Raw genomic sequence first — 25,551 nt, 5'->3', positions numbered from 1 at the left:
TCCGACCCTACCTCTCCGTGGGCCCTGGAGTGACATCGTGCGGTGCCGGAAGCGCCGCAAAGGCCCGTACTCCCCAGTAGGAGTACGGGCCTCCGGTTGCTCGGCCTCACCTGCAGTGATGATTACGGAGTGTCAACATCCCCAGGGGCGGAGCGCGTTCCGCCTTCGGCCGGGATTCGACGCCGTTTCACCTCAGCCCACCAGGCCGTCGGCAAGCTCCTCGCTGAGCGTGGACTCCGTCCCCGGGATACCGAGGTCCTGGGCCCGCTTGTCGGCCATGGCCAGCAGCCGGCGGATCCGGCCGGCGACCGCGTCCTTGGTCAGCGGCGGGTCGGCGAGCGCACCCAGCTCCTCCAGGGAGGCCTGCTTGTGCTCCATGCGCAGCCGTCCGGCCGCCGCGAGGTGCTCGGGCACCTCTTCACCCAGGATCTCCAGGGCGCGTCCCACCCGGGCGCCTGCGGCCACCGCGGCCCGTGCCGAGCGCCGCAGGTTGGCGTCGTCGAAGTTGGCGAGCCGGTTGGCGGTGGCCCGGACCTCACGGCGCATCCGCCGCTCCTCCCAGGCCAGCACCGACTCATGGGCGCCGAGCCGGGTGAGCAGGGCGCCGATCGCGTCACCGTCGCGGACGACGACCCGGTCCACGCCGCGCACCTCGCGGGCCTTCGCCGCGATGGAGAGCCTGCGGGCCGCGCCGACCAGTGCGAGCGCCGCCTCCGGGCCCGGGCAGGTCACCTCCAGCGAGGAGGAGCGACCCGGCTCGGTGAGCGAGCCGTGGGCCAGGAAGGCACCGCGCCAGGCGGCCTCGGCGTCGCAGGTGGCCCCCGAGACCACCTGCGGCGGCAGCCCGCGGATGGGCCGGCCGCGACCGTCCACCAGCCCGGTCTGGCGGGCCAGCTGATCGCCGCCCGCCACCACCCGTACGACATAGCGGGAGCCGCGCCGCAGCCCGCCGGGGGCCATCACGATCAGCTCCGAGCTGTGCCCGAAAATTTCGAGAATGTCCCGCTTCAGCCGACGCGCCGCCATCGCGGTGTCCAGCTCCGCCTCGATCACAATCCGGCCGCTCACCAGGTGCAGCCCGCCCGCGAACCGAAGAATCGCCGAAACCTCTGCCTTCCTGCAGCAGGTCCGGGTCACGGGAAGCCGAGAGATTTCGTCCTTCACCGCTGGCGTCATCGCCATGGGCCGATCCTTCCATGCATCCGAAAAATACGGTCGTACGCGGCGGCCAACAGCTCCGGATCATGGATCGGAACGCCGTCGGGTGAGGCCACCGGCGCCAGCTCGACCGCGGCGCCGAGCCGCTTGGCGGCATCGGCGAGGGACTCGCGATCGGGCACGGCGGCTTCGTCGGCCAGCACCACGTCCAGGGCGAGTTTAGGGGCGTGTCGTCCCAAAACCTCCAAATGACGCTGCGGAGAGAAGCCATCAGTTTCGCCGGGCTGCGGTGCCAGGTTCAGCGACAGGACCTTACGGGCCTTCGTCGTGACGAGCGCGTCGAGCAGTTCCGGTACGAGCAGATGCGGGATCACCGAAGAGAACCAGGACCCCGGGCCGAGCACCACCCAGTCCGCGTCGAGGACCGCGTCGACCGCCTCAGGGACGGCCGGCGGGTCGTTCGGGACGAGGTGTACGGACTGCACCTCACCGGGGGTCAGCGCCACCGTCGCCTGGCCGCACACCGTATCCACGGCGTCCGGGCGGGCCGGGTCGTGGCCCCGTACGAGCGCCTGGAGCTCCAGCGGCACGGCGGACATGGGCAGCACCCGGCCGTGCGCGCCGAGGAGCTTGCCGACCAGGTCCAGGGCCTGGACATGGTCGCCGAGCTGCTCCCAGAGAGCGACGATCAGCAGATTGCCGACCGCGTGCTCGTGCAGATCGCCCTTGGACTGGAAACGGTGCTGGATGACCTGTGCCCAGGTCTGGCCCCAGTCGTCGTCGCCGCAGAGCGCGGCGAGCGCCTTGCGGAGGTCGCCGGGCGGCAGGACGCCGAGCTCCTCACGGAGCCGGCCGCTGGAGCCGCCGTCGTCGGCGACGGTGACCACTGCGGTGAGATCGCCGGTGATCCGGCGCAGCGCGGCGAGCGACGCGGACAGGCCCATGCCGCCGCCGAGTGCGACGACCTTGGGCTGGGCGCCACGCTTGCGGGCGGAGAGCGCGGAGGTGGCTCTCCGCAGCCGCCGCAGGCGCAGATTGCGGCTGGTCACTCGCGCCCCATGTCCCGGTGGACGAGGACAGTCTCGATCCCTTCGGCGGCGAGCCGGGCGGCCAGCTTCTCGGACATCGCGACGGAGCGGTGCTTGCCGCCCGTGCAGCCGACGGCGATGGTCACATAGCGCTTGCCCTCACGGCGGTAGCCCGCGGCAACCAGCTGGAGCAGCTCGGTGTACTGGTTGAGGAACTCCTTGGCGCCCGGCTGGTTGAAGACGTACGCCGAGACCTCCTCGTTGAGTCCGGTGAACGGGCGCAGCTCGGGAACCCAGTGCGGGTTGGGCAGGAAGCGGCAGTCCGCCACCAGATCCGCGTCGACCGGCAGACCGTACTTGAAGCCGAACGACATCACCGTGGCGCGCAGCTCCGGCTCCTCGTCCCCCGCGAACTGAGCGTCCATCTTGGCGCGCAGCTCGTGCACGTTGAGGCTGGAGGTGTCGATCACCAGGTCGGCGTCGCCGCGCAGCTCGCGCAGCAGGTCACGCTCGGCGGCGATGCCGTCGACGATGCGGCCGTCGCCCTGGAGGGGGTGCGGCCGGCGGACCGATTCGAAGCGGCGGACCAGCGCGTCGTCGGAGGACTCCAGGAAGACGATCCGCCGGGTGACGTGCCTGGCCGCGAGGTCGGCGAGGGACTCCCGCAGGTTGTCGAAGAAGCGGCGGCCGCGCACGTCGACGACGACGGCGATCCGGGCCACATTGCCCTGGGACCGGGCGCCGAGCTCCACCATGGTGGGGATCAGGGCGGGCGGCAGGTTGTCGACGACGAACCAGCCGAGGTCCTCCAGACACTTGGCGGCGGTGGATCGTCCGGCACCCGACATGCCGGAGATGATCACCAGCTCGGGGATGGCCGCGGCGGCATCGCCCGTCTCGGCCGTGGTGCCCGTACTCACTTGTCCTGCTCCGTCTGCTCGGTCCGTGCTGTCGTGCGCGCGGTCTGTGCCGTCGTGCGCGCTGTCCGGCTCGTGTTCGTGTTCCTGCTCGTGCTCAGTCATGACGTGCTGCCCCCGTCGTCCTCTTCAATGATCTCTCCTGTCGCCGTATTCACGGCGGGCGCGGCCGGGGCGGTCGAGGCGAGGGCGACTGCCACTGATTCCGCCGTCCTGCGGCCTATCCCCGGAACCTCGCAGATCTCGTCGATTGTCGCCTGCTTCAGCTTCTTCACGGAGCCGAAATGCTTGATCAACGCCTGTTTCCGGGTCTCGCCGAGGCCGGAGACCGCGTCCAGCGGGCTGGAGCGGATGCGCTTGGCCCGCTTGGCCCGCTGATAAGTGATGGCGAAGCGGTGCGCCTCGTCTCGGACGCGCTGCAGGAGGTAGAGGCCCTCGCTGGAGCGGGGCAGGACCACGGGGTCGTCGTCATCGGGCAGCCATACCTCTTCGAGGCGCTTGGCGAGGCCGCAGACGGCGATGTCGTCGATCCCCAGCTCGTCGAGGGCCCGCTTGGCCGCGGCGACCTGCGGCCGGCCCCCGTCGACCACGACGAGCTGCGGCGGGTAGGCGAACCGCTTGGGGCGGCCGTCGTCCTCGCGGGGCTCGTTGCCGAAGGGGTCGCCGTCGCCGGCGGCGGTCTCCGGGGCCGGTACGGCACCGGAGGGTGCCGGACTCTCCTCCCACTCCCCCGTCCGCTCCTTCTCCTGGAGGTAGCGCCTGAAGCGGCGGCCGATCACCTCGTGCATCGAGCGGACGTCGTCCTGCCCCTCGAAGCCCTTGATCTGGAAGCGGCGGTACTCGCTCTTGCGGGCCAGACCGTCCTCGAAGACCACCATGGACGCGACCACGTCGTCGCCCTGGAGATGGGAGATGTCGAAGCATTCGATGCGCAGCGGAGCCGTATCGAGGCCGAGCGCCTCGGCGATCTCCTCCAGGGCGCGGGAGCGGGTCGTCAGATCGGAGGCGCGCTTGGTCTTGTGCAGCCCCAGGGCCTGCTGGGCGTTGCGCTGGACCGTCACCATCAGGTCCTTCTTGTCGCCGCGCTGCGGGATGCGCAGGCTGACCTGGGAACCCCGGCGGTCGGCGAGCCACTGGGAGACCGCTTCGGGGTCCTCCGGAAGCGCCGGGACGAGGACCTCCTTGGGGACGGAGTCACCTTTCTCCTCCCCGTACAGCTGCTGCAGGGCGTGCTCGACGAGGCCCGAGGTGTCGACCGCCTCGACCTTGTCGGTGACCCAGCCGCGCTGGCCGCGCACCCGGCCGCCGCGTACGTGGAATATCTGCACGGCGGCCTCGAGCTCGTCCTCGGCGACCGCGATCAGGTCGGCGTCGGTGGCGTCGGCGAGGACGACGGCGCTCTTCTCCATGGCCCGCTTGAGGGCCTCCACGTCGTCGCGGAGCCGGGCCGCCCGCTCGTACTCCATCTCTTCGGCCGCCGCCATCATGTCCTTCTCCAGCCGGCGGATGTACGTGCCAGTGCGGCCGGCCATGAAGTCGCAGAAGTCGTCCGCCAATTCGCGGTGCTCCTCCGGGGTCACCCGGCCGACGCAGGGCGCCGAGCACTTGCCGATGTAGCCGAGGAGGCAGGGGCGGCCGGTCCGCGCGGCGTTCTTGAACACACCGGCGGAGCACGTACGGACGGGAAAGACCCGGAGCATCAGGTCGACGGTCTCGCGGATCGCCCAGGCGTGCCCGTACGGACCGAAGTAGCGCACGCCCTTCTTCTTGGCGCCGCGCATGACCTGGACGCGCGGGAACTCCTCGTTCAGCGTGACCGCGAGGTACGGATAGCTCTTGTCGTCGCGGTACTTGACGTTGAACCGGGGGTCGAACTCCTTGATCCAGGAGTACTCCAGCTGCAGCGCCTCGACCTCGGTGGCGACGACGGTCCACTCGACGGAGGCGGCCGTGGTGACCATCGTGCGGGTGCGCGGGTGGAGACCGGCCAGGTCCTGGAAGTAGTTGGCCAGGCGCTGGCGCAGGCTCTTCGCCTTCCCGACGTAGATCACCCGGCGGTGCTCGTCGCGGAATTTGTAGACCCCCGGGGAGTCGGGGATCTGTCCCGGCTTGGGGCGGTAGCTGGAGGGGTCTGCCATGGTGCCCACCCTACTTGCGGGCGGTGACAGTGCGGTGTCCTCCGGAGGGATGCCGTGCTCCGGGGTACGGGGTGGGGGAGCGCGCCCCGGAGCGCGGGGCCAGCGGGCGCCGTCACTGTTCAAGGAGCATCAACCGTTGTCGGGAACGGGTCAACACGCTTCAATGCGGGGGAACAGCGCGGTGTGAACGGTGTGGCGGCATGCGTGAACGGTCCGCCCCCGGCCACCTGCCGTCCGGCTCCCACCGGCGCGGTCTCCCCGCCCCGTGCCGTGAACGTTCACTGGAGGCACGTCATGCAACGCACCGAGGCCGAACTGGCGCAGGTGCTGCACACCGGACCGTTCCATCTGGCGCTGCGCACCGCCTTCTCGGTGCGTGGGCTGCCGCTCCAGCGGGTGCAGCACCATCTCGCGCACCGCGGGGTCAAGGTCGGAGTGACCAGCCTGAGTTACTGGCAGCAGGGAGCCCGGCGCCCGCAGCGCGCCGAGTCCCTGCGGGCGGTGAAAGCGTTGGAGGAGGTGCTGGAACTGCCGGGGAACTCGCTGCTCCGGCTGCTCGGCGCCGGGGATGCCCGCGCGGACGCCGAGCGCCCGGCCGGTCGTTCGTACCGCTCCCTGATGGAGGCGTCCGGCGCGGTGGAGCGGCTGATCGACACGCTGGAGTCACCGGCCGACGGCGGGCTGCACACGGTGGGGCACCAGGAGCGGGTACGGATCGGGTCCGGCCGGGAGCTGCGGCACCGGGACTCGCAGCATGTCGTGCGCGCGCACCGCGACGGGATCGACCGCTATCTCGCCGTGTACCGCGGCGATCCGGGCTGCGACCCCGCGCGGGTCGAGGTGGCGGCCCGGGAGAACTGCCGGACGGGCCGGGTCCGCTGGGACCGGGAGGCGGGGGTGCTCGTCGCCGAGCTGCTCTTCGACACCCGGCTGCGGGCAGGTGAGACGTACCTCTTCGGCTATGGGTTCGACGACGGTACGGGCGGGCCGTGCGGCGAGTACGTGCGCGGCTTCAGCTTCGGCGGCGGACAGTACGTGCTGCAGGTGCACTTCGACGAGGACGCGCTGCCGGTACGGTGCCGGCGGTTCGCCCAGGCTTCGGTGGGGGCTCCCCGCGGTGGCCGTACGGACCTCACACTCACCGGCCGGCATCGGACCGTACACCTGGTGGAGCAGGGGGTGCGGCCCGGCCTGGTCGGCATCGACTGGGACTGGGAGTGACGACCGCTGGTCCCCGTGCGCCCGGCGCCCGGCGTGAGGCGTCAGGCGCCCGGCGTCAGGCGTCAGGCGTCAGGCGTCAGGCGTCAGGACCGGCTATCAGCTTTCCGCTCTCGACCCTGACCGGGACGGAGGGCAGCGGCACGGTCGCCGGGCCGTGCACCGCCTCGCCGGTCGTCGTGTCGAAGCGGCTGCCGTGGCAGGGACAGTTCCCCTCGTTCTTCTCGACCTTGTCCAGCAGACAGCCCGCGTGGGTGCACTGGGCGCTGAACGCCTTGTACTGGCCCTTGGCCGGGCAGCTGACGACGACTCGCTGCTCGCGGTAGAGCTTGGATCCGCCGACCGGCACCTCGTCCGCGGCGCCGAGCTCGACGGGGGCGGTGGGCGTGGGCGTCTCGGCGTGCCCGAGCTTCGACTCGGTCGAACAGGCGGCCACTCCCAGCCCGGCGACACCGGCGAGAGCGGCACCCTTCAGCACGGTACGGCGGGCGGGCTGGCCGGGCATGCGGACTCCACGGGGTGTGAGGGGTAGGGCGGGGGGCGTCAGGGAAGCGCCGGGTACCGGGGTACCAGGAGACTCCGGGGATACCAGGGGCACCACGGGCATCGGTGACAGAAGTGACGATACCGGCGGAGAAGGACAACCTTGCGGCCGGGCCGGTCCTGGACGATCGCACCTGGTCACAGCCCCACGCGAGAGGGCGGCTCCCGTCCGGGAACCGCCCTCTCGACACGGCGCAGGTCAGGCCTTGCGCGTACGGGTCGGCTTCTTCGCTGCGGGCTTCTTCGCCGCAGCCGCCGTGGCCGAAGCCGTCTTCGCCGTCGCCGTCTTCCTCACCGGGGACGACTTGGCGGCCACCGTCTTGGCCGCCGCCTTCCGTACCGGCTTGCGCGCCGCCGGCACTGCCGCCTCGCTCACCCGGACCGGGTCCAGGACGCCTTGCAGGAACTTGCCGGTGTGGCTCGCCGGGACCATGGCGACCTGCTCCGGCGTGCCCTCGGCGACGACCAGACCACCGCCGTTGCCACCCTCCGGGCCCATGTCGATGACCCAGTCCGCGGTCTTGATGACATCGAGGTTGTGCTCGATGACGATCACCGAGTTGCCCTTGTCGACCAACCCGGACAGCACCTTGATGAGCTTGCTGATGTCCTCGAAGTGCAGTCCGGTGGTCGGCTCGTCCAGGACGTAGACCGTGCGGCCGGTGGAGCGCTTCTGCAGCTCGCTCGCGAGCTTCACACGCTGTGCCTCACCGCCGGAGAGCGTCGGCGCGGACTGGCCGAGCCTGACGTATCCGAGGCCCACCTCGTGGAGCGTCCGGAGGTGGCGGGCGATCGTCGGGACGGCCTCGAAGAAGTCCAGGCCCTCCTCGATCGGCATGTCCAGCACCTCGGCGATGGACTTGCCCTTGTAGTGGACCTCCAGGGTCTCCCGGTTGTACCGCGCCCCGTGGCACACCTCGCACGGGACGTACACGTCCGGCAGGAAGTTCATCTCGATCTTGATCGTGCCGTCGCCGGAGCAGTTCTCGCAGCGGCCGCCCTTGACGTTGAAGGAGAAGCGGCCCGGCAGATAACCGCGCACCTTCGCCTCCATCGTCTCGGCGAACAGCTTGCGGACATGATCGAAGACGCCGGTGTACGTCGCCGGGTTGGACCGGGGCGTCCGGCCGATCGGCGACTGGTCTACGTGCACCACCTTGTCGACCAGGTCGTCGCCGTCGACCCGGGTGTGCCGGCCGGGGACCGACTTGGCGCCGTTCAGCTCGCGCGCCAGATGGGTGTAGAGGATGTCGTTGACCAGCGTCGACTTACCCGAGCCCGAGACACCGGTGACCGCCGTGAGTACGCCGAGCGGGAACGAGACGTCGATGTCCTGGAGGTTGTTCTCCCGGGCTCCGCGCACCGTGAGCCGACGGGTCGGGTCGGCCGGGCGCCGGATGTCGGGCATCGGAATGGACTTCTTGCCGACGAGATAGTGGCCGGTGATCGACTCGTCGTTGGCCAGCAGTTCCTTGAGCGATCCCGAGTGGACCACCTTGCCGCCGTGCTCACCGGCGCCGGGGCCGATGTCGACGACCCAGTCGGCGACCTTGATGGTGTCCTCGTCGTGCTCGACGACGATGAGCGTGTTGCCCATGTCACGGAGGCGGACCAAGGTCTCGATCAGCCGGTGGTTGTCCCGCTGGTGCAGTCCGATGGACGGCTCGTCCAGCACGTACAGCACGCCGACGAGGCCGGAGCCGATCTGGGTGGCGAGCCGGATGCGCTGCGCCTCGCCGCCCGACAAGGTGCCTGCCGCGCGGTTGAGCGAGAGGTAGTCGAGGCCGACGTCGACCAGGAACCTCAGCCGCTCGTTGACCTCCTTCAGCACCCGCTCGGCGATCTTCTTGTCGCGGGCGTTCAGCTTCAGCCGGCCGAGGAATTCGGCGCACTCGCTGATCGACATCGCGGAGACCTGGGCAATGGACTTCTCCATCACCGTCACCGCGAGGACGATCGGCTTCAGCCTCGTGCCCTCACAGGTCGGGCAGGGCACCTCGCGCATATAACCCTCGAAGCGCTCCCGGCTGGAGTCGCTCTCGGCCTCGGAGTGCCGCCGCTTGACGAACTGCACGGCACCCTCGAAGGCCGGGGTGGTGTAGGCGCGCTCGCGCCCGTAGCGGTTGCGGTAGCGGACCTCGGTCTGGATCTTGTGGCCGTGCAGCAGGGCCTTCTTCGCGCGCTGCGGCAGTCCCGCCCACGGAATGTCCGTACGGAATCCGAGGGCGTCGGCGAGGGCGCCGATCAGCCGACCGAAGTACTCCTTGGTGTGGCCGTGCGACCAGGGGTGGATCGCGCCCTCGTCGAGGGACTTCTCCTCGTCGGGGACGATCAGCTCCGGGTCGACCTCCATCCGCGTACCGATACCCGTGCAGTCGGGACAGGCACCGAAGGGCGAGTTGAAGGAGAAGGAGCGCGGCTCCAGCTCCTCGAAGGAGAGGTCGTCGTAGGGGCAGTAGAGGTGCTCGGAGTACATCCGCTCACGCTCGGGGTCGTCCTCGGGGAGGTCGACGAAGTCGAGCACGACCATGCCGCCGGAGAGACCGAGCGCGGTCTCGACCGAGTCGGTCAGCCGGCGCTTGGCACTGTCCTTCACCGTGAGGCGGTCGATGACCACCTCGATGGTGTGCTTCTCCTGCTTCTTGAGCTTGGGCGGCTCGGCGAGGTGGATGGTCTCGCCGTCGACCCGGGCCCTGCTGTAGCCCTTGGTCTGCAGATCGGAGAAGAGGTCGACGAACTCCCCCTTGCGCTCGCGCACCAGCGGCGACAGCACCTGGAAGCGGCTGCCCTCGGGCAGGGCGAGCACCTTGTCGACGATGGCCTGCGGCGACTGGCGGGAGATCGGCCGGCCGCACTCGGGACAGTGCGGCTTGCCGATCCGGGCGAAGAGCAGCCGGAGGTAGTCGTAGACCTCGGTGATCGTGCCGACCGTCGAGCGCGGGTTGCGCGACGTCGACTTCTGGTCGATGGAGACGGCGGGCGACAGGCCCTCGATGAAATCGACGTCCGGCTTGTCCATCTGACCGAGGAACTGCCTGGCGTACGAGGAGAGCGACTCCACATATCGCCGCTGGCCCTCGGCGAAGATCGTGTCGAACGCCAGCGATGACTTGCCCGACCCGGAGAGCCCGGTGAAGACGATGAGGGAGTCGCGGGGGAGGTCGAGCGAGACGTTCTTGAGGTTGTGCTCGCGAGCGCCACGGACGATGAGACGGTCGACCACGCCGGTCCGCACCTTTCTAGAGAGAAGTGGGGGAACTGAGCCCCCGTCCCAGGGTATGGGGGGCGCCACAGCGATGTACGAAGCTTTCGAGTCCGAGCGTATAGCACGCGCATTCGATTTACGGACGGCCGATATCTCCTTCACCCGAATGAGTGGCGACGCTAGGCTCGGCCACATGATTGATCATGCGCACGACCTGGAAGCCGTACGTGAAGCGACCGATCGGCTCCGCAGCGCAACGGGCAAATTGGACAACATCACAGTCGCCGAGCCGTCGCGGCTGCCCGGCTGGAGCCGGGGCCATGTTCTTGCGCACCTATCTCGTAACGCCGACGCGCTCGTAAATGTTCTCCAGAGCCGCCCGATGTACGCAGACAGCGAAACCCGCGACCGTGACATCGAGCGTGACGCACCCCGGCCGCTCGCCGAACAGCTGGCCGATGTGCGCGAGAGCGCGGCCCGCTTCCTGGCCGTGGCCGCTGAGCCGGCGGACTGGTCGCGCACGATCACGATGCGTAACGGCGTGACGGACTCGGCGTCCCGCGTCCCCTTCCGCCGCTGGATCGAGGTCGAGCTGCACCATGTCGACCTGGGCATCGGCTACGAGCTGGAGGACCTGCCGGACGAGTTCGTGGTCCGCGAGATCGACTTCCTCGCGGAGCGGTTCGGCCGGCACCCGGAGGTCGTGTCCACGGGCGTGGCCGCCGACGACGGCAGGTTCTGGACCACGGGCGGCGGCGCGGAAGGCAGCCCTGTCGTGGTCCGTGGCACGGCGCCGGAGCTGCTGGGCTGGCTCTCCGGGCGCCGCGACGGGTCCGCACTCACCGTGGACGGTGGCCACCTCCCCGAACTGCCCCCGCTATAGGCTGAGGCGTATGACGTACAGCGGAGCGGTCAAGGTCGGCGGACGTGCGGATGTACACGAGTTGACGGATCTGATGATCTCCAAGGTCGCCGTCGGCCCGATGAACAACAACGCCTATCTGCTGCGCTGCCGGGCCACCGGCGAGCAGCTCCTGATCGACGCGGCCAACGAGGCCGGAACCCTGCTACGGCTGATCGGTGACGACTCCATCGCGTCCGTCGTCACCACCCATCAGCACGGCGACCACTGGCAGGCGCTGGCCGAGGTGGTGGCGGCCACCGGTGCGCGCACCTACGCCGGGCGGTACGACGCCGAGGGCATCCCGGTCCCGACCGATGTCCTCGTCGACGACAACGGCACGGTCCGGGTGGGGCAGGTCACGCTGACCGCCCGCCATCTGGTCGGCCACACCCCGGGCTCCATCGCGCTCGTCTACGACGATCCGCACGGCGCTCCGCACCTGTTCACCGGGGACTGCCTCTTCCCCGGCGGGGTCGGCAATACGCACAAGGACCCCGAGGCGTTCGCGAGCCTGCTCCACGACGTGGAGACCAAGCTCTTCGACCAGCTGCCCGACGAGACCTGGGTCTATCCGGGGCACGGCCACGACACGACGCTCGGTGACGAGCGTCCGCAGTTGCCCGAGTGGCACAAACGCGGCTGGTGAGGGAAGGGCGGGCGGCTCTGCCACCCGCCCCTGTTGCCCCCGTCCCGGATCAGGCGTCGATGCTGGAACTCTTCTCCGCCGCCCGGTCGGCCTCCGCGGCCTCGGCCGCCTCCTGTTTCTTGTTGGCGATGAGGCTGGTGATCGTGGTGATCACCAGCACCGCGCAGATGAAGCCGAGCGAGACGGGGATCGAGATCTCGGGGACATGCACCCCGGACTCGTGCAGGGCGTGCAGCACCAGCTTGACGCCGATGAAGCCGAGGATGACCGAGAGCCCGTAGCTGAGGTGCACCAGCTTCTTCAGCAGACCGCCGATCAGGAAGTACAGCTGCCGCAGTCCCATCAGCGCGAAGGCGTTGGCGGTGAAGACGATGTACGGGTCCTGGGTCAGGCCGAAGATCGCGGGGATCGAGTCCAGCGCGAACAGCACATCGGTGGTGCCGATGGCGAGCATGACGACCATCAGCGGGGTCAGGACGCGCTTGCCGTTGTTCCTGATGAAGAGCTTGGTGCCGTGGTACCTGTCGGCGACACCGAAGCGGCGCTCGATCGACTTGAGCAGACGGTTCTCCTCGAACTCGTCCTCCTCCTCGTCGGCCCGCGCCTCCTGGATGAGCTTCCAGGCGGTGTAGATCAGGAACGCGCCGAAGATGTAGAAGACCCACGAGAAGTTGGCGATGACCGCGGCGCCCGCGGCGATGAAGATCGCTCGCAGCACCAGGGCGATCAGCACACCGACGAGCAGCACGCGCTGCTGGAGGTGGGAGGGCACCGAGAACTTGGCCATGATCAGGACGAACACGAAGAGGTTGTCGACGCTGAGCGACTTCTCGGTGATGAAGCCGGCGAAGAACTCGCCCGACGCCTGGGTCTCGCCGAAGACCAGCAGGCCGAGCCCGAAGAGGGCGGCCAGCGCGATCCAGACGATCGTCCAGATTCCGGCTTCCTTCGTCGTCACGTCATGTGGCTTGCGCCCGATGAAGAAGTCGATGGCAATAAGGGCTGACAGACCAAGAATGGTCAGCACCCAGAGGGTTCCTGAAACGTCCACTGCGCCTCCGGCAGTTCGCTACGGCTACTGATCAGCGTCGTCGCTGCCGGAGGTCTCTTCCACCCGGGCGCACGGGATGCGCACCACGGGCCGACGCCCCGGGACCGGTCACAGTCCGTACTGACGGGCACGCCGCGTATGGGAATACTCCCCTCCGTCCAAAGGACAGTACAGGAAATACCAAGAAAAGGTAAAGCACAGGGTAAAGATCACCCAAAAGACCAGGTCAGGGGTTACCTGAGAGGCCGTTGCCCTATGGTCGTCGGCCGGTGCGCCGGGCAGCGGCAACCTGGGCGAGGACCTGCTCCAGCACCCGGCTGCCGGCCGGCGTCCTCAACGGCTCGTACGTCCAGGCATGGCCGACCCAGGGATCGGCCAGGTGATCGTCGGCGACCGGGGTGATCCGCAGCAGGGACCGCCACAGCGGATCGAGCACCGGCCCGTAGGCACTCGCGTCCTCCCGGTCCGCGACCATCAGCAGATGGACGCCGACCGAGGGCCCCTCGTCGGCCAGATAGCGCAACTGGGTGACGGCCCGGTCGTCGAAGCCGTGCGGGAAGTCGTTGACGATCAGCAGCTGCTCGGCTGTGTCCAGGTCCGGCGGGAGCGAGTCGGCGGCGCCGGCCCGGATCGCCATCTGCGCCAGATCGACCCGACGGGTGAGACGGGCGAGGACCGATGCCACTCCCCCGGCACCAGCAGCGGGCGGCCCGGCGAGCACACCGGAGTTCACCAAAGGCGCGAGGGCTGCCGCCGCCGAGCCCGCGGCGTCGATGACATGGACGGAGAACTCGCCCGCGGGGTAGACGGCGAGCAGCCGGGCTGCGTGCGCGACCGCGTTGTCCATGGCGAGGCGGCGGAGCCGGTCCGTATCGGTCAGAGCCGCGGCCTCGGATGCCGTGCGCCCACTGTCGACCCAGATGCCGCGCTCGAGCGGCAGCCGTACGAGCAGGGGGATGTGCAGGTCGGGGTTCTCGGGCAGATGTAGGTCGCCGATCCGCAGGGCCATGGGGATCTCCATGGGGACGCGGTAGGCATGCCACACGGGGTTGTCCCAGGCTGCGAACGCGGCGGGGAGCGCGGGTTCGACGACGGCGGACTCGGCGGCGAGCTGCGCGAGATCGCGGTCGAGCGCCTCACGGGCCCGGTCGGTCAGCTGGTCACGCTTGGCGCGGGCCTCCTGGCGGGCCCGGTCGCCCGCCCCGCCGATCCTGTTGCGCGGATCGGACAGCGCCCGGTCGAGCTCCTGGTCCATGCGGGACTCGGCGAAGTCGACAGCGCTGCGGTACGCGGCGGTGGTGCGGGCCAGGTCCTCGAACATGCCCCAGACCTGGTTGTAGAGGCGCTCCTCCATGGACCAGCCGGTCGCGTCCCCGGCGACGGGCTGCGCGGGCCGGCCAGGTTCGGCGGGCGGTGCGGTGGGCGGGGGCGGCGGGGGTGCAGTCGCCTGGCGGCGTGGGTGCGCGTAGTTGATGGGACCCGTGGCGGGGCCCGCGCCCGGCCCCGCAGTGGGGCCGCCCGCGGTGGAGTCCGTGGTGGGGCCCGTGGCGGCTGTGGGCCGGGAAGGCGCGGGGCCGGTCGGCGGAGCGACAGGCGGGGCCGGATCGCCGATCGCGGCGGTGTGGCGGACCCGGTCCCCCTCCGGGGTGCGGGGCGGGGGCAGCGCCACCGAACGGGCCATGCCCCGGGCGACCGCCTCGTGGATCGACCGGGCCAGCTCCGCCGCCCCGGTCACCCCCTGGTCGGCGAGCATCGCGGCCAGGCCGCCCGCATATCCCTGGCCGACCGCGCGGACCTTCCAGTCGCCCTGCCGACGGTAGAGCTCCAGGGCGGCGACCGCGGACTCGGCATCCAGGCCGGTGAGGGTGAAGGTGGCGATCTCGGTGCCTTCGAGGCCGGTGACGGCTACGAAGGGCGCGGCGACCGTGCCGAATCTGACCGGACCGCCGGCCTCCATGGGCAGGGCCAGCAGCACGGTGACGCGGTGCACCGCGGCAGGCACGGCGTCCAGGTCCACGGCCAGCCGGTGGTCGGCGGCGGCCTGCTTTGACACTTCGAGTCCGGGCAGTTGGGGCGAGCCCGGGTGGGCGATCCACTCGATGCCGTGCACGGTGCCCCGCTCGTCACCGAGCGTGGCACCGGCCACGACGGGTGTGCCGGCCGATACCCGGATCTCCAGACGGGTCTGGGGCAAGGTGTGGTTCTGCCCCCGGACCAGTTCGGCCGTCATTGCCCTGTCCCCTCGACGAGTTGATGATGCGCGGTCCGCTGCCACGATCCGCCGCGCCGCGCGATGCCGTGCCATGTGGTGCGGTGCATGTGGGCGGTGCACGTGGTTCGGTGCATGTGGTGCAGCTCCCGGCGGCCGATGCCTCCGGGAGCTGCGCGTACCGATACGGACCCGATCGGTCCGGCCGTGCCTACAGGTGCGGCAGGATCGCCGGCATCAGGTCCTGGAACGTTCGGCCGTTGGCCGGGTTACCGAGGGCCGTCATCTGCCACCCGGCGCCGACGCGGTGCACCTTGGCCATGATCTGGGCGGTGTACTGACCGCCGCCGTCGAGCGTGTAGCGGGCAAGCTCCTGGCCGTTGGTCTCGTCGACGATGCGGCAGAAGGCGTTCTGCACCTCCTGGAACGTCTGGCCGGTGAAGGAGTTCACCGTGAAGACGATCTGGTCGATGTGGACCGGCACCCGCTGCAGGTCCACGAGGATCGCCTCGTCGTCGCCGCCCGAACCGGCACCACCGACCAGGTTGTCGCCGGTGTGCTTGACCGACCCGTCGTCGCTGACGAGGTGGCGGAAGAAGACCACGTCGACCGGCTGCTTGTCGGCGAACAGCACCGCCGACGCGTCCAGGTCGATCTCCCGCGTGCGCGAGCCGAACAGACCACGGCGCGGCGCCGCCTGCCAGCCGAGTCCCATCCGTACCGCGGTCAGGGTCCCCCCGTCGCTCTTCTGCAAGCTGATGGCCTGACCCTTGGTCATGTTGACCGTCACGCGCTGTCCCCTCTCCCCTTGCCCCGCAACCGTCCGTGCGCGGTTTCCCAGCACCCTACGCAGTCACGCCGAAGGCGCAGCAGCCTTGGACCGTTTTTGTGTCGGTCCTGCAACACACACCGGTACGGGTCAGGCCAGGCCTGCCTCGCGCATCTGGCGCAGCTCCTTCTTCAGCTCGCCGACCTCGTCGCGCAGTCGGGCGGCCACCTCGAACTGCAGGTCCGCGGCGGCTGCCCGCATCCGGTCGGTCATCTCCTCGATGATCCCGGCGAGTTCGGTCGCGGGCCGGTCGGTGACCACCGCGCCGGCCTTCTTGGCGCCGGCCGCCTTACCCGCCTTGCCGCCGAGCGCGGGGACCGGGGCCTTGTCGCCCTTCGTCTGGCGGTAGCCGGTGCCGAGCAGATCCTCGGTGTCGATCTCCTCGCGGGCGATCGTCGCGACGATGTCGTTGATCTTCTTGCGCAGCGGCTGCGGATCGATGCCGCGCTCGGTGTTGTACGCGATCTGCTTCTCCCGGCGGCGGTTGGTCTCGTCGATGGCCTTCTCCATCGCCGGGGTGATCTTGTCGGCGTACATATGGACCTGGCCCGACACATTGCGGGCCGCGCGGCCGATGGTCTGGATGAGAGACGTCCCGGAGCGCAGGAAGCCCTGCTTGTCGGCGTCGAGGATGGCCACCAGGGACACCTCGGGCAGGTCGAGCCCCTCGCGCAGGAGGTTGATCCCGACCAGCACGTCGTACTCACCGGCGCGCAGTTCACGCAGCAGCTCGATGCGGCGCAGCGTGTCGACGTCACTGTGCAGATAACGGACCTGGATACCCAGCTCCAGGAAGTAGTCCGTGAGGTCCTCGGACATCTTCTTGGTGAGGGTGGTGACCAGGACCCGCTCGTCCCTCTCGGTGCGCTTGCGGATCTCGTGCACCAGGTCGTCGATCTGGCCCTCGGTGGGCTTGACGACGACCTCCGGGTCGACGAGGCCGGTGGGGCGGATGATCTGCTCCACGAACCCGTCGCCGCGGGACAGCTCGTACTTGCCCGGGGTGGCGGAGAGATAGACGGTCTGGCCGATCCGCTCCACGAACTCCTCCCACCTCAGGGGGCGGTTGTCGAGGGCGGACGGCAGCCGGAAGCCGTGGTCGACGAGGCTGCGCTTGCGGGAGGCGTCGCCCTCGTACATCGCACCGATCTGCGGCACGGTGACATGCGACTCGTCGATGACGAGCATGAAGTCCTCGGGGAAGTAGTCGAGGAGGGTGTTGGGGGCGGTGCCGGGGTCGCGGCCGTCCATGTGCATCGAGTAGTTCTCGATACCGGAGCAGGTGCCGATCTGGCGCATCATCTCGATGTCGTACGTGGTGCGCATCCGCAGCCGCTGGGCCTCCAGCAGCTTGCCCTGCTTCTCCAGCTCGGCGAGGCGGTGCTCCAGCTCCTGCTCGATCCCGTTGACCGCCTTCTCCATGCGCTCGGGTCCCGCCACGTAGTGGCTGGCGGGGAAGACATAGAGCTCGTTGTCCTCGCTGATGACCTCGCCGGTGAGCGGATGGAGGGTGGAGAGCGCCTCGATCTCGTCGCCGAACATCTCGATGCGGACGGCGAGCTCCTCATAGACCGGGAAGATCTCGATGGTGTCGCCGCGCACCCGGAAGGTGCCCCGGGTGAACGCGATGTCGTTGCGGGTGTACTGGATCTCCACGAAGCGGCGCAGCAGCTGGTCGCGGTCGATCTCGTCGCCCACCTTGAGCGGGACCATGCGGTCCACGTACTCCTGTGGCGTACCGAGGCCGTAGATGCAGGAGACCGAGGCGACCACGACCACGTCACGGCGGGTGAGCAGCGAATTCGTCGCGGAGTGGCGCAGCCGCTCGACCTCGTCGTTGATCGACGAATCCTTCTCGATGTACGTGTCCGACTGCGGGATGTACGCCTCGGGCTGGTAGTAGTCGTAGTACGAGACGAAGTACTCGACGGCGTTGTTGGGGAGCAGTTCGCGGAACTCGTTCGCCAGCTGGGCCGCAAGGGTCTTGTTCGGCGCCATCACCAGGGTGGGGCGCTGGAGCTTCTCGATCATCCAGGCGGTGGTCGCCGACTTCCCGGTGCCGGTCGCGCCGAGCAGCACGACATCCTTCTCACCTGCCCGGATGCGTCGTTCCAGCTCGGCGATGGCCGCGGGCTGGTCGCCGCTGGGCTGGTAGGAACTGACGACCTCGAAAGGCGCCACCGAACGTTCGATCTTCGAAACGGGCCGCATGGAACCACCGTACGACCCCCCACTGACAACCGGGGTCCGGTCACCGGTCCCGCGACGGCGGGGTGTGCTGACGCTGCGACCGGAAGGACGCCGGGTCGGCGTAGGTGCCGAACCGCGGGAGCTGCCGCTGGACGGGGATGCCGGGGGCCCGGCCGATGCCATGGGTGCCGTGTCCCGCCGGGTCGTTCCAGTCCGGGTCGCCCATCACCATCAAGGGATCGAACATCACGACCACCGCGGCGAGCAGGAGGAAGCAGCCGGGGCCGATCAGCAGCGGGATCAGGGGTGCGGTCGGCGGGCTGTCGGCCGCGTCGCCGGTGACGGCGTGGTGCAGATGGACACTGAGCGCTGCCATGCCCGTGTAGTGCATCCCGCTCACGGCCACGCCCATCACCACGCCGGCACCGAGGCTGGGCAGGAAGCCGCGGATGGAGACGGCCGCCCAGAGTGCGACCGTCGCGGCGACGACGGCGATGACGACGGAGAGCGCGACGGTGAGCGTGTCGTACTCGAACTGCCCCCGGAGGCGCATTCCTGCCATGCCGAGGTAGTGCATGGTGGCCACGCCGAGACCGGTGATGGTGCCGCCGGTGACCATGGCCATCCAGGTCGCGCCCTGGTACCCGACGATGAAGATGCCGATGCCGACCATGACGATCGCGACGGCCAGGCTGGCGAAGGTGATCGGGACGTCGTACCCGATCGGCACCTCATCGACGCTGAATCCCGTCATCGCGATGAAGTGCATCGTCCAGATGCCGGAGCCTATGGATGTCGCCCCAAGAGCGAGCCAGCCGGCTTTGAAGGAACGCTCGGTCCGCAGCGACCGCGTCGTGCAGCGCAACCCCAGGGCCGCGCCGAGGCACGCCATGAGGAAGGCCGTAGCGGGCGTCACCATCCCATAGCTGAAGCCGTCGATTGTGCCCTGCATGCTCGTACGCCCTTCGAGTGAAGCCCGGGTTCGGGGTGACCTTAAGGCGCATTGCCCGGCAAACAAACAGAAGAACCTGCATTTTATCGGCAGCTCAATCGGCCGGAGACCCGGTCTCGGCTCTTCCGTTCATGTGGTGGCCATCCTTCGCCGGTCCGTCGTTCGGGGGCGGCTGTCACCCTCGGCCCGGACGGAACTCTGACGCAAGGAGTACACGTGTACGCACGCACCGCTACCGCCTCCCTCGTCGCCGCCCTGCTGGGCGCCGGCGCGTTGCTGCTGATCCCCCACTCGCAGACCACGGACTCCGGAACGGACACGGCTGCGGGTACGCGCACGGACACAAGCACGGAGAAAGTCATCCGGACCGTAGTGAACACGCGGGCCATTCCGACACCCGGTGTCCCGGTCGTCCTCGCCCACCGGGGCGCATCGGCGTACGCGCCGGAGAACACCCTGGCCGCCGTCGACCGGGCCAACCACCTCGGCTTCGACTGGGTGGAGAACGACGTCCAGCTCACCAAGGACGGAGTGCTGGTCGTCATCCACGACCCCGACCTGAAGCGGACCACCGACGTCGAGAAGGTCTTCCCGAAGCGCGCACCGTGGGCGGTCAAGGACCTCACGGCCGCGGAGATCGCCCGGCTGGACGCGGGCAGCTGGTTCGGCGCCCGGTACGCCGGGACCCGGATCCCCACGCTCAAGCAGTACCTGGACCGGATCGAGCGCAACGACCAGAACCTGCTGCTGGAGATCAAAAGCCCGCAGATCTACCCGGGCATCGAGAAGGAGACGCTGCGGGTGCTGCGCCAGAAGGGCTGGCTGGACCCCGGTCACGTCAGGCACCGGCTGGTGATCCAGAGCTTCAGCGCGAGCAGCATCAAGAAGGTGCACCAGCAGCGTCCCGACGTCACCACAGGTTTCCTCGGCACCCCCGCGGTCGCCGATCTGAAGGCGTACGCGGCGTTCACCGACCAGATCAACCCGTCGTACGCGTCGATCAGCACCAGCTATGTCGCGGCCGCGCACGCACTGAAGGGCGCGCACGGCAGGAAGCTCCGGGTCAACACATGGACGGTCAACGACGCGGCCACCGCCAGGACGGTGGACGGATTCCACGTCGACGGGATCATCACCAACACCCCTGACGTGGTGCGCAGGGCCACCGACTGACGGCCGGCCGGAGCATCTCCTCCCCCGCTGTCAGAAGCCGGCCGTACGGTGGTTTCCATGAACAGCAACGGGGATGCCGGCGGTGGCACCGGTGGGACGGTCGAGTGGGCCGTCGTCGGCAGCGACATCGGGCCGCTGCTGCTGGCCGCGACGGGCGCGGGGCTGGTGAGCGTCGTCTTCCACGCCGGCCCCGCGGTGCAGGACAGGGCGGTCGGGCAGCTGCGGACCCGGCTCGGTGCGGAGCCCGTGGAGACACCTGGCTCCAACCGCCTCACCGAGCCGATACGCCAGCTCGCGGAGTACTTCACGGGTTCGTTGCGGGAGTTCTCCCTCCCGCTGGACTGGTCGCTGACGTCCGGCTTCAACCGTCAGGTGCTCCGCGAGCTCGCGGCGGGTGTGCCGTACGGAACGGTCGTCGGGTACGGGGATCTCGCCAGGCGTGTGGGGCAGCCGGGAGCCGCCCAGGCGGTCGGGGCTGCCATGGGGTCCAACCCGCTGCCGGTGGTGGTTCCGTGCCACCGGGTGGTGGAGAGCGACGGGGGGCTCGGCGGCTTCGGCGGCGGCCTGGAGACCAAGCGGCAGCTGCTGGCGCTGGAGGGGGTCCTGCCGCAGCCGCTGTTCTGAGGCCGCTCGCCACGACCGCCCCCCCCGACCTGTTTTCGCACCTGCATGCGAGCTGGCACACTCTGTCAGTGACCAACGCCCTCGACGCACCTGACACCCCCGCCGGGCCCGGCTGTCCCGTCACCGCGGCGGAACTCCCCGCCCTGCGGCGCAGAACGTCGGCGGTGCTCATCGCCAGCCAGATACTCGGCGGGCTCGGCGTGCCCATCGGTATCGCCCTGGCCCCTGTACTGGCGACGGAGGTGAGCGGCTCGGATGCGCTGTCCGGTCTCGCCCCGACGGCGTCGGTGACCGGCACGGCGCTGCTGTCGCTGCCGCTGGCCGCACTGATGACCTCGCGGGGCCGGCGCCCCGGCCTCGTACTGGCCTATCTGATCGGTGCACTCGGCGCGGCCCTGGTGGTCCTGGCCACCGTCGTGGGCAGTTTCCCGTTGCTGCTGCTCGGCATGGCCGGGTTCGGTGCCGGTTCGTCGGCCAATCTGCAGGCCCGGTTCGCCGCCGCCGATCTGGCCGAGCCGGACCGTCGAGGAAGGGCGATCTCCACCGTCATCTGGGCCACCACGATCGGTTCGGTCCTCGGGCCCAACATCGCGGCTCCGGCGGGCCATGTCTTCCGTGGCACAGCCATATCCGAGACGGCCGGACCGTTCCTCATGGCGGCGGCCATCTTCCTGCTCGCCGCCGTGGTGGTCGGGGTGCTGCTGCGGCCCGATCCGCTGCTCACCGCACGTGCGCTGGCGCCGCAGGACGGCCGTTCCGCGGGCGGCCGTTCGCTGCGTGCGGGCCTGGCGGCGGTGCGGGCCTCGCCGATGGCCCGGCTGGCGCTGCTGACGGTTGCCGTGTCGCACACCGCGATGGTCTCGATCATGGTGATGACCCCGGTCCACCTGGGCCACCACGGCGCGGACCTCGAGCTGATCGGCCTGGTCATCAGCGGTCATATCGCGGGCATGTACGCGTTCTCGCCGGTGATGGGCTGGCTCGCCGACAGGTTCGGACGGCTCGCCGTGATCGGACTGGCGGCCGGGCTGCTGTCGTGCGCCGCGCTGCTGGCCGGCACCGCGGGCCCCAGCCACGGCCGGACGGCCGCCGGCCTGTTCGTGCTCGGTCTCGGCTGGTCGGCGGGGCTGGTCGCCGGTTCGGCGCTCCTCACCGACTCCGTACCGCAGCCCGCCCGCGCCGCCGTGCAGGGCCTGTCGGACCTGACCATGAACGCGGCGGCGGGCATCGGCGGTGCGGTCGCGGGGGTGATCGTCTCCCAGGCGGGCTACGGCTGGCTGAACGCGGTCGGCGCGTGCCTGTTGCTGCCGATGGCGGCACTGACGCTGCGCCGCGCGCTGACCCGGCCCGCCGCCGCCTGACCGGGAAGGATCCGCCGGGCGGACATCGCAGGACGAGGTCCGCAGGGCAAGACGTCCCTGGCCAGGCCAGGGACAAACCCCGGGTCTTCAGAGGCTGATGTGGTACGCCTTGCGCAGCGTCTCGTGCACGGTCCAGGTCGTACGGTCGCCCTCGCGCAGGACGCACGCGTCACCGGGACCGATCTGCAGTGTCGCGCCGTTCTCGACCACGACGGTCGCGCGCCCGCTGACGACCACGAACAGTTCGTCGGCCTCGGTGTCGGTGACCACGCCCGGCGTGATCTGCCAGATGCCCCGCACCTGCTTGCCGTCGGCCGACTCCCACAGCACCTTGCCGGTCACCACGGGCTCGCCCGAGACGATCTGCCCGGGGTCGAGCGGCTCCGGTTCGAGCTCGGCGTCGGGGATGTGCACGGCGAAGGAGGCGGAGGCTTGATCAAATGTGGTCATGGCCGGTCACCCTAGCGGCCGCCACAGGACGTCTCGCGATCAGGACCGGCCGGAGGGAGCCGGACTCGTCCGACTGATGCCGCACGGTCCGGCGGCCGTTCGGGTCCCAGGTCACGTTTGAGGGCAGCCCGGCCGCGACAGGGATGTGGACATGTCACTGAATGCGCCGGACAGCGCCCACCCGTACGTACCGGTCCTCTCCGCCGAGGTACAGGAAGCCCTCGCCGCGCACCGCCCCGCCGTGGCCCTGGAGTCGACGATCATCGCGCACGGGCTGCCGCGCCCCCGGAATCGGCGGGTCGCGGAAGAGCTGGAGGAGCTCGTGCGATCCGCGGGCGCCGTACCCGCGACCATCGCCGTACTGGACGGACGAGCCCACATCGGCCTGGACAAGGACCAGTTGGAAAGGGTTGCCGAGGATCCGGCGATGCGGAAGCTCGGGCACCGCGACCTCGCACCGGCGCTGGCGGCCGGTGCGAGCGGGGCGACGACCGTGTCCGCGACCGCGTTCCTCGCGGCCCGCGCGGGCCTGCGCGTCTTCGCGACCGGCGGCCTCGGCGGCGTACACCGGGACTGGACCGCGACCCAGGACGAGTCCGCGGATCTCCGGCTGCTCGCCCGAACCGACATCACGGTGGTGTGCGCCGGCGTGAAGTCGATCCTGGACGTCCCGGCCACACTGCAGCGCCTGGAGACACTCGGGGTCGGGGTGCTCGGCTACGGCACGGAGCACTTCCCCGGCTTCTATCTGAGCAGTTCGGGCGAGCCCGTCGACTGGACGGTGCGTACGCCAGAGGAGGTCGTGGAGGTGATGCGGGCCAGGGAGACCCTGGGCGGGCCCGCCGCGGCGCTGATCGTCGCCAACCCCGTGCCGCGGAAGGATCAGCTGGATCCCGCCCTGCACGACCGGGTGCTGGCCCAGGCCCTGGACGCGTGCCGGGAGCGCGGCATCGTGGGACAGGCCGTCACGCCGTTCCTGCTGGACCACCTGATGCAGCACACCGGAGGGGCCTCACTGGAGGCCAACCTGGCGGCCGTGCGTGGAAACGTATCCCTTGCTGCGCGGATCGCAGTTGCCCGGTCCGCCGTGGGACACGGAACAGCCGGCCCGAAGGCGGCGGCCGCCCGATGACCGACGGCGGTCTTCTCGTCGTCGGGGACGTGGTCACGGATGTGGTGGCGCGGCACGGCGGGCCTCTCGTGCACGGCACGGACACGGTGGCCCGGATCAGCACGCTGCCGGGCGGGGCCGGTGCCAATGTCGCCTGCTGGGCGGTGCGTTCGGGCTGCCGGGACGTACGGCTGCTGGCACGGGTGGGCGCCGACTCCGCCGCCTGGCACGAGGATGTGCTGCGCCGGGCGGGGGTACGTCCGCTGCTGGCCGTGGACGACGAGGCGCCGACCGCCACCGTCGTCGCGCTCGTCGACTCCGCCGCCGAACGCACCTTCCTCACCGACAGCGGCGCCGTGCTGCGTCTGTCCCCCGACAACTGGTCGCCTTCGATGCTCGACGGCATCGCGCATCTTCATGTCTCCGGCTACCTCCTCTTCGCCGCCACCAGTCGCGCCACGGCCCTGCTCGCCCTGCGGGAGGCCCGGCGGCGTTCCATCCCGGCGAGCGTGGACCCCGCCTCCGCGGGCTTCCTCGCCGAACTCGGCGTCGGCCCGTTCCTGACGGCCGTGGAGGGGACGGAGCTGCTGCTGCCGAACGCGGACGAGGCCCGGCTGCTCACCGGCCTCCCCGGAACAGCCGATGCCGCGGCCAAGTTGAGCCTTCTGGTTCCGAAAGTCGTCGTCACCCTGGGCGAGGAGGGAGCCCTGCTGGCCACCGGAGGGACGGTGACCGGGCGCGTTCCGGCCGTCCCGGTGCGGGGAGCGGTGGACTCGACGGGAGCGGGCGACGCCTTCACCGGAGCGTTCCTTGCGGCGCGGCTGGCCGGGGCGGACGATGCCACGGCCGCGGCGGCGGGCTGCCGGTCGGGGGCGGAGGCGGTCACGACGGTCGGCGGCCGCCCCGGTACGTGACCTCAAGGCCCTTTCCCGACGGGACAGCCTCTAACTCTCCTGGGGCAGACCGGTCCAGGCCGGGTGGAGCGGATCGTCGGCCCGGACGACCGCGTCCGCGCGCCCGGCGGGCGCCACCTCGTCCTCGTACCGCGCGAAGGCGGGCAGGGTCCACCGCTCGCTCTCCTCGGTACGCCGCCGCAACGCACCCGGCGAGAGCCGCAGGTGGACGCTCGCGTCGAACGGGAACCAGTGCCCGAGCAGCAACGGCCCATGCACCACCAGCACACCGCCCTCCGGGAGCCGCTGGTACGGGCTGCGGGTGGCCCGGTCCGTCGCCGGGTCCCAGAGATCGGGCAGCACGCGCCCGCTGCCGCCCGCCTCCAGCGGCCCGAAGACCTCACGCCAGAGCGCACCCGTGTCGAACCAGCTGTCGAAGTACGAGTCGGGGTCCTCCTTGCCGTACTCGTACCGCAGACTCGCCGGGCGCAGGAACCCCTCGGTGGGCACGACGAACACCGCACGGCCGCGGATCCGCAGCGCCTCGGCGACTCGATCCGCCAGCTCCCCGGTGCCGGCGGCCGGAGCGCCGTCGACAGCGACCTTGAGCCACGGCCCGCCGTCGGCCGGCCTCAACCCGTCGGCGTGCGCGGCAAACGCTTCGGCCAGCCGTTCCCAGGTGATCGGTTCAAGTCGCACCCGTCCATCATCGCTCCCGGCGCCCGTGCGCCGGTGTCGGCCGTCCCGCCGACGGGGTGCTCGCTCGTCGGGTTCGTCTGCGGCGAAGCGCTCGTCGGGCACGGACCGGACGATGTCGATGTCGCGTTACCGTCCGCCGCTCCTCGGGCGAGGGTTCCCCTCGGTTCCGCTCGGAATCCGGAGCGGCGGGCGCCGGGCGCGCGCAACATGCCCGGATCCGGAGGCGTACGGGAGACGCTCGCCGACCGACGG

21 protein-coding genes are annotated in these 25,551 nt (G+C 70.2%); 8 read left to right on the top strand and 13 right to left on the bottom strand.

Going from position 1 to position 25,551, the window contains the following annotated elements; genetic code table 11:
* Positions 1-192: 192 nt before the first annotated feature.
* The 4 genes from whiA to uvrC are packed head-to-tail and all read right to left on the bottom strand — an operon-like array spanning position 193 to position 5,241.
* A complete protein-coding gene (gene whiA / locus ACIA8E_RS10915; RefSeq protein WP_030919772.1) occupies positions 193-1,182 on the bottom strand; it encodes a DNA-binding protein WhiA in 990 nt (329 codons plus the stop codon).
* On the bottom strand, positions 1,173-2,207 hold the full coding sequence (gene yvcK / locus ACIA8E_RS10910) for a uridine diphosphate-N-acetylglucosamine-binding protein YvcK (protein ID WP_399296642.1): 1,035 nt from the start codon (positions 2,205-2,207) through the stop codon (positions 1,173-1,175). The genes whiA and yvcK overlap by 10 nt, the downstream gene beginning before the upstream one ends.
* Positions 2,204-3,208: an RNase adapter RapZ gene (gene rapZ, locus ACIA8E_RS10905; protein ID WP_399296640.1), complete on the bottom strand. Its 1,005-nt coding sequence runs from the start codon at positions 3,206-3,208 to the stop codon at positions 2,204-2,206. The genes yvcK and rapZ overlap by 4 nt, the downstream gene beginning before the upstream one ends.
* On the bottom strand, positions 3,205-5,241 hold the full coding sequence (uvrC, locus tag ACIA8E_RS10900; protein WP_399296638.1) for an excinuclease ABC subunit UvrC: 2,037 nt from the start codon (positions 5,239-5,241) through the stop codon (positions 3,205-3,207). Before uvrC ends, rapZ begins: the two co-directional genes overlap by 4 nt.
* 294 nt (positions 5,242-5,535) lie before the next feature.
* Here uvrC and ACIA8E_RS10895 point away from each other — a divergent pair, with 294 nt between their 5' ends.
* Complete coding sequence (locus ACIA8E_RS10895) at positions 5,536-6,462, top strand: hypothetical protein (protein ID WP_399296636.1); 927 nt, start codon at positions 5,536-5,538, stop codon at positions 6,460-6,462.
* Positions 6,463-6,538: 76 nt separating this feature from the next.
* Here the strand turns inward: ACIA8E_RS10895 and ACIA8E_RS10890 are convergent, their stop codons facing one another.
* Both ACIA8E_RS10890 and uvrA read right to left on the bottom strand, forming a co-directional pair.
* On the bottom strand, positions 6,539-6,964 hold the full coding sequence (locus tag ACIA8E_RS10890) for a Rieske 2Fe-2S domain-containing protein (RefSeq protein ID WP_399296634.1): 426 nt from the start codon (positions 6,962-6,964) through the stop codon (positions 6,539-6,541).
* Between the two features lie 237 nt (positions 6,965-7,201).
* Positions 7,202-10,225 carry an excinuclease ABC subunit UvrA gene (gene uvrA, locus ACIA8E_RS10885; protein WP_399296631.1) on the bottom strand — a complete coding sequence of 1,008 codons (3,024 nt, stop codon included), beginning with the start codon at positions 10,223-10,225 and terminating at the stop codon, positions 7,202-7,204.
* Positions 10,226-10,400: 175 nt separating this feature from the next.
* Here uvrA and ACIA8E_RS10880 point away from each other — a divergent pair, with 175 nt between their 5' ends.
* Both ACIA8E_RS10880 and ACIA8E_RS10875 read left to right on the top strand, forming a co-directional pair.
* Entirely contained in the window at positions 10,401-11,090 is a 690-nt protein-coding gene (locus ACIA8E_RS10880) for a maleylpyruvate isomerase family mycothiol-dependent enzyme (protein ID WP_399296628.1), read from the top strand.
* A 10-nt stretch (positions 11,091-11,100) separates the two neighbouring features.
* Positions 11,101-11,757 carry an MBL fold metallo-hydrolase gene (locus ACIA8E_RS10875; protein WP_399296626.1) on the top strand — a complete coding sequence of 219 codons (657 nt, stop codon included), beginning with the start codon at positions 11,101-11,103 and terminating at the stop codon, positions 11,755-11,757.
* 49 nt (positions 11,758-11,806) lie between these two features.
* On the opposite strand, the gene ACIA8E_RS10870 is transcribed toward ACIA8E_RS10875, so the two are convergent.
* The 5 genes from ACIA8E_RS10870 to ACIA8E_RS10850 all read right to left on the bottom strand — a co-directional run bounded on the left by ACIA8E_RS10870 (position 11,807) and on the right by ACIA8E_RS10850 (position 18,988).
* Positions 11,807-12,808 carry a TerC family protein gene (locus tag ACIA8E_RS10870; protein WP_399296624.1) on the bottom strand — a complete coding sequence of 334 codons (1,002 nt, stop codon included), beginning with the start codon at positions 12,806-12,808 and terminating at the stop codon, positions 11,807-11,809.
* Between the two features lie 253 nt (positions 12,809-13,061).
* A complete protein-coding gene (locus tag ACIA8E_RS10865) occupies positions 13,062-15,038 on the bottom strand; it encodes a TerD family protein (RefSeq protein ID WP_399296621.1) in 1,977 nt (658 codons plus the stop codon).
* A 190-nt stretch (positions 15,039-15,228) separates the two neighbouring features.
* Entirely contained in the window at positions 15,229-15,807 is a 579-nt protein-coding gene (locus ACIA8E_RS10860) for a TerD family protein (RefSeq protein ID WP_030919738.1), read from the bottom strand.
* A 129-nt stretch (positions 15,808-15,936) separates the two neighbouring features.
* Positions 15,937-18,057, bottom strand: coding sequence for an excinuclease ABC subunit UvrB (uvrB, locus tag ACIA8E_RS10855; RefSeq protein WP_399296619.1), 2,121 nt, complete (start codon positions 18,055-18,057; stop codon positions 15,937-15,939).
* 40 nt (positions 18,058-18,097) lie between these two features.
* The gene (locus ACIA8E_RS10850; RefSeq protein WP_399296617.1) at positions 18,098-18,988 is read right to left on the bottom strand and encodes an MHYT domain-containing protein; all 891 of its coding nucleotides are present in this window, start codon (positions 18,986-18,988) and stop codon (positions 18,098-18,100) included.
* Between the two features lie 216 nt (positions 18,989-19,204).
* On the opposite strand from ACIA8E_RS10850, the gene ACIA8E_RS10845 reads away from it, so the two are divergent.
* The 3 genes from ACIA8E_RS10845 to ACIA8E_RS10835 all read left to right on the top strand — a co-directional run bounded on the left by ACIA8E_RS10845 (position 19,205) and on the right by ACIA8E_RS10835 (position 22,146).
* On the top strand, positions 19,205-20,161 hold the full coding sequence (locus ACIA8E_RS10845) for a glycerophosphodiester phosphodiesterase (RefSeq protein ID WP_399296615.1): 957 nt from the start codon (positions 19,205-19,207) through the stop codon (positions 20,159-20,161).
* 57 nt (positions 20,162-20,218) lie between these two features.
* Entirely contained in the window at positions 20,219-20,785 is a 567-nt protein-coding gene (locus ACIA8E_RS10840; RefSeq protein ID WP_399296613.1) for a methylated-DNA--[protein]-cysteine S-methyltransferase, read from the top strand.
* A 68-nt stretch (positions 20,786-20,853) separates the two neighbouring features.
* Complete coding sequence (locus ACIA8E_RS10835; RefSeq protein WP_399296611.1) at positions 20,854-22,146, top strand: MFS transporter; 1,293 nt, start codon at positions 20,854-20,856, stop codon at positions 22,144-22,146.
* 87 nt (positions 22,147-22,233) lie between these two features.
* On the opposite strand, the gene ACIA8E_RS10830 is transcribed toward ACIA8E_RS10835, so the two are convergent.
* Entirely contained in the window at positions 22,234-22,596 is a 363-nt protein-coding gene (locus ACIA8E_RS10830) for a cupin domain-containing protein (protein ID WP_399296609.1), read from the bottom strand.
* A 151-nt stretch (positions 22,597-22,747) separates the two neighbouring features.
* Between ACIA8E_RS10830 and ACIA8E_RS10825 the strand changes: the two genes are divergently transcribed.
* A complete protein-coding gene (locus ACIA8E_RS10825; protein WP_399296607.1) occupies positions 22,748-23,728 on the top strand; it encodes a pseudouridine-5'-phosphate glycosidase in 981 nt (326 codons plus the stop codon).
* Positions 23,725-24,621, top strand: a complete 897-nt coding sequence (locus tag ACIA8E_RS10820) for a carbohydrate kinase family protein (RefSeq protein ID WP_399296605.1) — start codon at positions 23,725-23,727, stop codon at positions 24,619-24,621. Before ACIA8E_RS10825 ends, ACIA8E_RS10820 begins: the two co-directional genes overlap by 4 nt.
* 30 nt (positions 24,622-24,651) lie before the next feature.
* On the opposite strand, the gene ACIA8E_RS10815 is transcribed toward ACIA8E_RS10820, so the two are convergent.
* Positions 24,652-25,299, bottom strand: a complete 648-nt coding sequence (locus ACIA8E_RS10815) for a uridine kinase (protein ID WP_399296603.1) — start codon at positions 25,297-25,299, stop codon at positions 24,652-24,654.
* Positions 25,300-25,551: the final 252 nt, after the last annotated feature.

The sequence above is a fragment of the Streptomyces sp. NPDC051664 genome (assembly GCF_044453545.1).
GTDB lineage: Bacteria > Actinomycetota > Actinomycetes > Streptomycetales > Streptomycetaceae > Streptomyces.
Note: the sequence above shows the minus strand (reverse complement) of the source record. Positions and strands in the feature narration are given on the sequence as shown.

Bases quoted from the DNA above. Each gene is read 5' to 3' on its own strand.
- ACIA8E_RS10875 (WP_399296626.1), top strand. From the start codon at position 11,101: ATGACGTACAGCGGAGCGGTCAAGGTCGGCGGACGTGCGGATGTACAC.
- rapZ (WP_399296640.1), bottom strand. From the start codon at position 3,208: ATGACTGAGCACGAGCAGGAACACGAACACGAGCCGGACAGCGCGCAC.
- ACIA8E_RS10825 (WP_399296607.1), top strand. From the start codon at position 22,748: ATGTCACTGAATGCGCCGGACAGCGCCCACCCGTACGTACCGGTCCTC.
- whiA (WP_030919772.1), bottom strand. From the start codon at position 1,182: ATGGCGATGACGCCAGCGGTGAAGGACGAAATCTCTCGGCTTCCCGTG.
- ACIA8E_RS10880 (WP_399296628.1), top strand. From the start codon at position 10,401: ATGATTGATCATGCGCACGACCTGGAAGCCGTACGTGAAGCGACCGAT.
- ACIA8E_RS10865 (WP_399296621.1), bottom strand. From the start codon at position 15,038: ATGACGGCCGAACTGGTCCGGGGGCAGAACCACACCTTGCCCCAGACC.
- ACIA8E_RS10820 (WP_399296605.1), top strand. From the start codon at position 23,725: ATGACCGACGGCGGTCTTCTCGTCGTCGGGGACGTGGTCACGGATGTG.
- ACIA8E_RS10830 (WP_399296609.1), bottom strand. From the start codon at position 22,596: ATGACCACATTTGATCAAGCCTCCGCCTCCTTCGCCGTGCACATCCCC.
- uvrC (WP_399296638.1), bottom strand. From the start codon at position 5,241: ATGGCAGACCCCTCCAGCTACCGCCCCAAGCCGGGACAGATCCCCGAC.
- ACIA8E_RS10840 (WP_399296613.1), top strand. From the start codon at position 20,219: ATGAACAGCAACGGGGATGCCGGCGGTGGCACCGGTGGGACGGTCGAG.
- uvrB (WP_399296619.1), bottom strand. From the start codon at position 18,057: ATGCGGCCCGTTTCGAAGATCGAACGTTCGGTGGCGCCTTTCGAGGTC.
- ACIA8E_RS10890 (WP_399296634.1), bottom strand. From the start codon at position 6,964: ATGCCCGGCCAGCCCGCCCGCCGTACCGTGCTGAAGGGTGCCGCTCTC.
- ACIA8E_RS10850 (WP_399296617.1), bottom strand. From the start codon at position 18,988: ATGCAGGGCACAATCGACGGCTTCAGCTATGGGATGGTGACGCCCGCT.
- ACIA8E_RS10895 (WP_399296636.1), top strand. From the start codon at position 5,536: ATGCAACGCACCGAGGCCGAACTGGCGCAGGTGCTGCACACCGGACCG.